This is a genomic window from Jiangella anatolica (genome assembly GCF_003236295.1).
GTDB lineage: Bacteria > Actinomycetota > Actinomycetes > Jiangellales > Jiangellaceae > Jiangella > Jiangella anatolica.
In genome coordinates, this window is the sequence record NZ_POTW01000159.1 from 1 (window position 1) to 7130 (window position 7130).

A 7130-nucleotide genomic window follows, 5' to 3' on the forward strand; every position below is an offset into this window, starting at 1 on the left:
GCCGTGGGCGTCGAACGGCGGGTGGGGTTGCTCAGTCGAAGCGGGCGCGGTACTCGCGCGGCGTCATCGTCTTGAGCTCGCGGAAGCGCCGGTTGAAGTTCGAGAGGTTGCCGAACCCGCAGGTCGCGGCGATGTCGGCGACGGCGCGGTCGCTCTCGGCGAGCAGCCGGCAGGCCGCGCCGACGCGCAGCTCGGTGAGGTACGCGGTGAACGTGCGGCCGGTGGCGCGGCGGAAGAACCGGCTGAACGCGGCCGGCGACAGGTGCGCGACCTCGGCGACGTCGCCGAGCGCGATCGGCTCGCCGTAACGGTCGTGCAGGAACCCGAACACGTCGTCCATCCGGCGGCGGTTGGCGGGCCGCTCGGACGCGTGGTGGCCGGCGCTGGCCAGCGGCCGCCCCGGCTCGCCGTCGGCCAGATCGGCCAGGATGCCCAGCAGGCCGAGGGTGCCGTCGGCGCCGGTCCGCTCGGTGAGCTCGACGAGCCGCCGCATCATCGGTTCCGACGCCGGCAGCTCCAGGCCCCGCCCGGCGGCGGTCAGCAGCGCGCCGATCGAGGCGAACTCGGGCGCGTCGAACAGCCCGGGCCCGAGGAACTCCGGGCGGAAGTGGATCACCACCGCCTCGTTGTGCCCGGTCGTCGCCGAGACGAACGCGTGCGGCACCCCGGCGCCGAGCAGCGTGAGCTGGCCCGGGTCGTAGGGCTCGATGCTGTCGCCGGCGTACCGCGTGCCGGTGCCGGCGGTGATCAGCGTCAGCTCCACCTCCGGATGGAAGTGCCAGCTGAACGCGAACGCGTTGTCACGGTAGAGGTACCGCTTCCAGGACAGCCCGCCCGTCGTGCCGACGTGCTCCAGGGCGGCGCGCATGACGTCGACGATACGGTGCGAACGCCTGGGGGTGCCCGACGGCGCCAGAGTGGTCGCGAGAGTACCGGAATCCGTCATCGGCGGCGTGGTGGTCGCGGGGCCGCGGTCAGCAGCATGGACCGCAGACCGATCCGCTCCCCTGGAGGACCCATGACCACCACGTCGCCGACGACCGCCCTGGACACCCCGTACGAGCTCGGCGCGGACCAGATCGCCGCGTTCGCGCGGGACGGTTTCGTCAAGCTGTCCGGCGTGCTCGACCCCGACGTCGTCCGGCACTACGAGCCGGAGATCACCGAGAAGGTGATCGAGCTCAACACCATGCACCTGCCCATGGCGGAGCGCTCGACCTACAACAAGGCGTTCCTGCAGGTCGGGAACCTGTGGCAGCACAGCGAGCTGGTGCGCGAGCTGGTGTTCTCGCGCCGGCTGGCCAAGATCGCGGCCGACCTCCTCGGGGTCGAGGGCGTGCGCCTCTACCACGACCAGGCGCTGTACAAGGAGCCCAGCGGGGGCATCACCCCCTGGCACGCCGACCAGTACTACTGGCCGTTCTCGTCGGACCGGTCGGTGACGATCTGGCTGCCGCTGCAGGACACGCCGCTGGAGATGGGCCCGCTGTCGTTCGCCGCCGGCAGCCAGCACTTCGAGTTCGGCCGCGACTTGCCGATCAGCGACGAGTCCGAGGCGGCGCTCCAGGTGGCGCTGGCCGAGCAGGAGTTCGACGTCTTCACCGAGCCGTTCGCGCTCGGCGACGCGAGCTACCACCTCGGCTGGACGTTCCACCACGCCGGTCCGAACGTGGGCGCCGACCCGCGCCGGGTCATGACCGTCATCTACATGGACGCCGACATGATCGCGGCCGAGCCGGCCAACGAGAACCAGGCCGGCGACCTGGCCGGCTCGCTGCCCGGGATCAAGCCGGGCGAGCCGGCGGCCAGCCCGCTGAACCCGGTGCTGTACCGGGGCTGAGCACCGCCGTGGCACCGCCCCGGCCCGCCTCTGCCGCCGGGCGGTGCTACGACATCAGCGCGTTCACCTCGCCGTAGTTCAGCCCGGACGCCAGCGCGGTGTAGGTGCCGTCCTCGAGCAGCTCCCGGGCGGCTCGTTGCGCGACCGCATACGCCGCCGCGGCCACCGACGAGCCGAGGCTGATGCGGGCCACGCCCGCGGCCGCCAGCTCACCGGCCGCTGGAGCGCCGGGACCGGCCAGCACGTTCAGCGGCCCGTCGATCTCGGCGGCCAGCCGGGACACCGTCGCGACGTCGACGACGCCGGGGACGAAGATGCCGGCGGCGCCGGCCGCGAGGTAGGCGGCTGCTCGGGCGACGGTGTCGGCGAACCGGCCGTCGGGGTCGCCGACCGACCGCAGGTACGTGTCGATGCGGGCGTTGACGAAGAACGCCACCCCGGCGGCGTCGGCACGGGCCCGCGCCGCGGCCAGCCGCTCGGCCTGCTCCTGCGGCGCCCGCAGCGACGCGGGGTCGCCGGGGTGCACGTCCTCGATGTTGGCCCCCACGGCGCCGGCGGCCAGCACGCCGTCGACGGTGACGCCGACCTCGTCGGGGGTGGCGCCGAACCCGCTCTCGATGTCGGCCGAGACCGGCACGTCGACGGCGGCGACGACGCGGCCGACCAGGGCCAGCACGCTGTCGCGGTCGATGCGGTCGCCGTCGGCCGCGCCGAGCGCCCAGGCCACTCCGGCGCTGGTGGTGGCGATCGCCGGCGCGCCGGCGGCCTCGATCAGCCGGGCGCTGAGCGGATCCCAGGCGTTCGGCAGCAGCAGTGGTGTGCCCGGCCGGTGCAGGGCGGCGAAGGCGGTGGCGGTGTCGTTCGAGGACGTCATGATCGGCATCCAACCAGCCGGGTCCGACAAGGTCTGGCGGGTATCGGCCAGGTACGTCCGCCAGCGCCTCCCGAGCGCGCTAGCGTGGGGTCGGTGACAGAGCAACGATTCGTCATCGTCGGCGGCGGGCTCGCCGCGGCCAAGGGCGCCGAGGCGCTGCGCGACCAGGGCTACGACGGCCCGCTGGTGCTCATCGGCGACGAGCCGGACCTCCCGTACGAGCGTCCGCCGCTGTCGAAGGGCTATCTCCTCGGCAAGGACGAGCGCGACGGCGCGTTCGTCCATGACGAGGCGTGGTACGCCGAGCACGACGTCGAGCTGCGGCTCGGTACCCGGGTGGTCGAGATCGACCCCGCCAGGCACACCGCCGGCCTCGATGACGGCACCAGCCTCGGCTACGCGAAGCTGCTGCTGGCCACCGGCTCCAGTCCGCGGCGGCTGACGATCCCCGGCGCCGACGCCGCCGGCGTGCACTACCTGCGCAGGCTGCCCGACTCCGACGCGATCGAGGCGATGATCGCCTCGGTGCGCCGGTTGCTGGTCATCGGCGGCGGCTGGATCGGCCTCGAGGTCGCCGCCGCGGCCCGCGAGTCCGGCGTCGAGGTGACGATCGTCGAGGCGCAGGAGCTGCCGCTGCTCGGCCCGCTGGGCCCGGAGCTGGCCCGCGTATTCGCCGACCTGCACACCGAGCACGGCGTCACACTGCGCACCGGCGCCGGCGTCGAGCGCTTCACCGTCGAGGGCGACGCCGTCAGCGGCGCCGTCCTGGCCGACGGCACCCAGCTCGCGGCGGACGCCGTTGTCGTCGGGATCGGCGCCGCGCCGAACCTCGAGCTGGCCTCGGGCGCGGGCCTGCGGGTGCGCAGCGGCGTCGTCACCGACGCCCGGCTGCAGAGCAGCGACCCCGACATCGTCGTCGCCGGTGACATCGCCGAGGCCGACCACCCGCTGCTGGGCCCGGGCATCCGGGTCGAGCACTGGGCCAACGCGCTCAACCAGCCCGCCGTCGCGGCGTCGACGATGCTGGGCGGCGACGCGGTCTACGACGAGCTGCCGTACTTCTACACCGACCAGTACGACCTCGGCATGGAGTTCCACGGCCTGGTCACGCCGGACGGCTACGACGACGTGGTGTACCGCGGCGACGTCGCGGCGCGCGAGTTCATCGCGTTCTGGCTGCGCGACGGCCACGTCGTCGCCGGCATGAACGTCAACGTCTGGGACGTCGGCGACCCGATCAAGGCGCTGATCCGCTCCGGCGAGCGAGTCGACGTCGAGCGGCTCACCGACACCGGCGTGCCGCTCGAGGAGATCGCCGGAGGCTGAGCGCCGTCATGCGCGACGCCACCGCCCGCCGGCTGTCCCGCCTGCACATCGCGCTCTACCGGGCGACGCGCGGTGTGCTGGGCCGGCGGCTGGTGCGCAACGACATGCTGCTGCTCACCACGACGGGGTCGCGGACCGGCCGGAAGCACACCGTCCCGCTGCTCTATCTGCACGACGACGAGCACCTGGTGGTGATCGCGTCGTGGGGCGGCCGGCCGCACCACCCCCAGTGGTACACGAACCTCGTCGCGCATCCCGAGGTCACCGTGCAGGTGCGCGGCCGCCGCTGGCGGGCCCGGGCCCGGACGGCGACGCCGGACGAGCGGGCGGTCTGGTGGCCGCGGGTGCTGGCCGCGTACAAGGGCTACCGCCTCTACGAGTCCAACACCGACCGCGTCATCCCGGTCGTGTTCCTGGAGCCGCCCTCGCCGTGACGGCCGAGCAGGGTCAGCGCCAGGACGCCGGCGACGGCGAACGCTCCGGCCGCCGCCCCGAACCCGGCGACGGGGTCGACCAGCGCACCGCCGTTCGCCGCGGCCGCCGCGAGCGCGCCCAGGGTGGCGAGCCCGGCCGCGGCCCCGAGCTCCTGCGCGGTGTTCACCAGCCCGGACGCGCGGCCCTGATGCTCCGCTGGAACGGCCGTGGCCAGCGCGAACGTGGGAGCGTAGGACAGGCCGCTGCCGATCGCCAGCAACGCCAGGCCGGGCAGCACGCCGGTCCAGTAGTCGTCGGCCACGCCCGCGGTCGCCGCCAGGAGAGCCGTTCCCGCTATCCCGAGCGCGGCGCCGGCGACCAGCAGCCGTGGCGCACCGAAGCGCTCGATCAACGTCCCCGCACGGGGGGACACCACCAGCACGATCACGGTGATCGGCGCGAACCCGAGCCCGGTCTGCAGCGGCCCGTAGCCCATCGACGTCTGCAGCACGATCGTGGCGATGTACAGCGTCGTCGCGAGTGCTCCCGCGCTGAGCAGCAGCGACACGTTCGAGACAAGCACCGGCCGGGCCCGCAGCAGGAACCCGGGCACGATGGGGTCGGCCTGCCGCCGCTCGGCGGCCACCAGGGCGACCAGCACGACACCGAGGACCACGATGGTGGCGGGCGGCAGTTCGACGACGTCCGCGAGCAGCAGGCTCACGCCGCCCAGCAGGACGGTCAGCAGCACGGCGCCCGCGACGTCGATCCGGCCGGCGTCGGCCCGTGCCGTCGTCACGGGGCCGGTCCGGAGCAGCAGCACGATCGCCGCCAGCCCGACCGGCAGGTTGACCAGGAAGATCCCGCGCCAGCCGACGGTCTCGGTGAGCACGCCGCCGAGCAGTTGCCCCGCGACCGCGCCCGCCGAGGCCACCGCCGCCCAGATGCCGAGCGCCCGGTTGCGCTTGCGCTCGTCCCGGAAGCCGCCGACCAGCATGGCCAGCGCGTTCGGCGAGACCAGCGCGGCGCCCACGCCCTGCAGCGCCCGCGCGGCGAAGAGCTGCCCGCCGGTCGGGGCGAGCGCGCAGGCCAGCGACGCGGCCGTGAACACGGCCAGCCCGGCGACGACCAGCCGGCGCCGTCCGTAGCGGTCGCCGAGACGGCCGGCCAGGATCAGCAGACTGCCGAACGTCACGGTGTACGCGACGCCGGTCAGTTGGAGGGACCGCGGCGCGATGCCGAGGTCGGCCTGGATGGCCGGCACCGCGACGTTGACGATCACGACGTCGACGATCAGTACGAACTGCGCCGCGCAGAGGACGGCGAGCAGGGTGGCGTTCCGCCTAGTTTCCGAATTCACATTCGGATACTACTGCGTTTCCGAACTGTGGTTCAATAACCAGCGTGGGCCGGCCGCGGAAAGTCACCGACGAGCAGCTGATGGCCGCATGCGGCCGGGCGATCGGGCGGTACGGGCCGCGATTCACGCTCGCTCAGGTCGCGCAGGAGGCGGGCGTCGCGACGGCGACCGCCGCCGAGCGCTTCGGGTCCAAGCAGGCCCTGCTCGAGGCCATGCTGACCAGGGAGAACGCCGGTCTGGCCGAGCGGATGCGCGAGGCCGCGGCGACGGGGTCCACACCGGCCGGCGCCTTGCGGGCGGCGGCCCTCGAGGGCAGCGAGAGCGTCGCCGACGCCGGGACCGCGGCCAACCACCTGGCCCAGTTCGGCGCCGATCTCGCCGACGAGGCCCTGCGGGCCGGCGTGGCGACCCAACGCGACCTGATCCGCGCGGTGCTGACGGAGCTGGCGGCCGAGGCCGCGGGGGAGCTGCCCGGCGCGCCGCCGGCCGACGTGGCCGGGCGGGTGCTCGCGGCGCTGGTGCACGGCGGGCAGGTCGACTGGGCGATGCGCCCCGACGGCTCGCTGGTGGATCGACTCCGCGGCGACGTCGACGCCGTCCTGGAGGGCTGGGCCCGGCCACGCTGAGCGCCGGACTTCGTCGGACCCTCGTGGCAGGGTGGAACGCATGGACGGCTCGTATGTGGTGACCGGCGGTGGCCGCGGCGTGGGCCGCGCCATCGTGGAGCGGCTGCTCGACGACGGCGGGGCGGTCGTGGCGCTCGATCTCGACCCGACGGCGCTGGGCTGGCTGCGCGAACACCCGGCCGGAAAGCGGGCGCTGGCGGTCGCCGGCAGCGCCTCCGACGACGGCGTCGCCTGGCACGCCGCCGACCTCGCCGAGTCGGTCGCGCCGCTGGCCGGCTGGGTGAACAACGCCGCGGTCTTCCGCGACGCGTCGGTGCACACGACCGACGCCGCCGAGACGTCGCGGCTGATCGCGCTCAACCTCGACCCGGTCGTCGTCGGCTGCACGACGGCGGTGCGCCGGTTCCTGGCGCACGGACAGGGCGGCGCCATCGTCAACGTGTCGTCGCACCAGGCGCAGCGCGCCGTTCCCGGCTCACTGCCGTACGCCACGGCCAAGGCGGCGGTCGAGGGTCTCACCCGCGCGCTGGCGGTCGAGTACGGGTCGCGCGGCGTCCGCGTCAACGCCGTCGCGCTCGGCTCCATCGCCACCGAGCGCTACGACGCCTACCTGGCCGGACTGTCGCCGTCGGCGGCCGCCGAGGTCGAGGCGCAACTGCGGCAGCTGCATCCGGTCGGGCGGGTCGGGCG

The 7130-nt window shown here is 74.2% G+C and carries 8 protein-coding genes; 5 read left to right on the forward strand and 3 right to left on the reverse strand.

The window, feature by feature from the left end; genetic code table 11:
* Positions 1 to 31: 31 nt before the first annotated feature.
* On the reverse strand, positions 32 to 868 hold the full coding sequence (locus C1I92_RS32225) for an AraC family transcriptional regulator (protein ID WP_158564395.1): 837 nt from the start codon (positions 866 to 868) through the stop codon (positions 32 to 34).
* 150 nt (positions 869 to 1018) lie between these two features.
* Here C1I92_RS32225 and C1I92_RS32230 point away from each other — a divergent pair, with 150 nt between their 5' ends.
* Positions 1019 to 1840: a phytanoyl-CoA dioxygenase family protein gene (locus C1I92_RS32230; protein ID WP_111258718.1), complete on the forward strand. Its 822-nt coding sequence runs from the start codon at positions 1019 to 1021 to the stop codon at positions 1838 to 1840.
* A gap of 46 nt (positions 1841 to 1886) precedes the next feature.
* Here C1I92_RS32230 and C1I92_RS32235 read toward each other — a convergent pair whose 3' ends face one another.
* Entirely contained in the window at positions 1887 to 2714 is an 828-nt protein-coding gene (locus C1I92_RS32235; RefSeq protein ID WP_111258722.1) for an isocitrate lyase/PEP mutase family protein, read from the reverse strand.
* Positions 2715 to 2807: 93 nt separating this feature from the next.
* Between C1I92_RS32235 and C1I92_RS32240 the strand changes: the two genes are divergently transcribed.
* Both C1I92_RS32240 and C1I92_RS32245 read left to right on the forward strand, forming a co-directional pair.
* Complete coding sequence (locus C1I92_RS32240) at positions 2808 to 4040, forward strand: NAD(P)/FAD-dependent oxidoreductase (RefSeq protein WP_111258723.1); 1233 nt, start codon at positions 2808 to 2810, stop codon at positions 4038 to 4040.
* Positions 4041 to 4048: 8 nt separating this feature from the next.
* The gene (locus C1I92_RS32245; RefSeq protein WP_111258719.1) at positions 4049 to 4474 is read left to right on the forward strand and encodes a nitroreductase/quinone reductase family protein; all 426 of its coding nucleotides are present in this window, start codon (positions 4049 to 4051) and stop codon (positions 4472 to 4474) included.
* Here the strand turns inward: C1I92_RS32245 and C1I92_RS32250 are convergent.
* On the reverse strand, positions 4414 to 5814 hold the full coding sequence (locus C1I92_RS32250) for an MFS transporter (RefSeq protein WP_199521812.1): 1401 nt from the start codon (positions 5812 to 5814) through the stop codon (positions 4414 to 4416). The two genes, C1I92_RS32245 and C1I92_RS32250, sit on opposite strands and share 61 nt — an antisense overlap.
* A gap of 44 nt (positions 5815 to 5858) precedes the next feature.
* Here C1I92_RS32250 and C1I92_RS32255 point away from each other — a divergent pair, with 44 nt between their 5' ends.
* Positions 5859 to 6440, forward strand: a complete 582-nt coding sequence (locus C1I92_RS32255; RefSeq protein WP_111258720.1) for a TetR family transcriptional regulator — start codon at positions 5859 to 5861, stop codon at positions 6438 to 6440.
* Positions 6441 to 6480: 40 nt separating this feature from the next.
* On the forward strand, positions 6481 to 7130 hold a 650-nt coding region (locus C1I92_RS32260), incomplete at its 3' end, for an SDR family NAD(P)-dependent oxidoreductase (protein WP_111258721.1).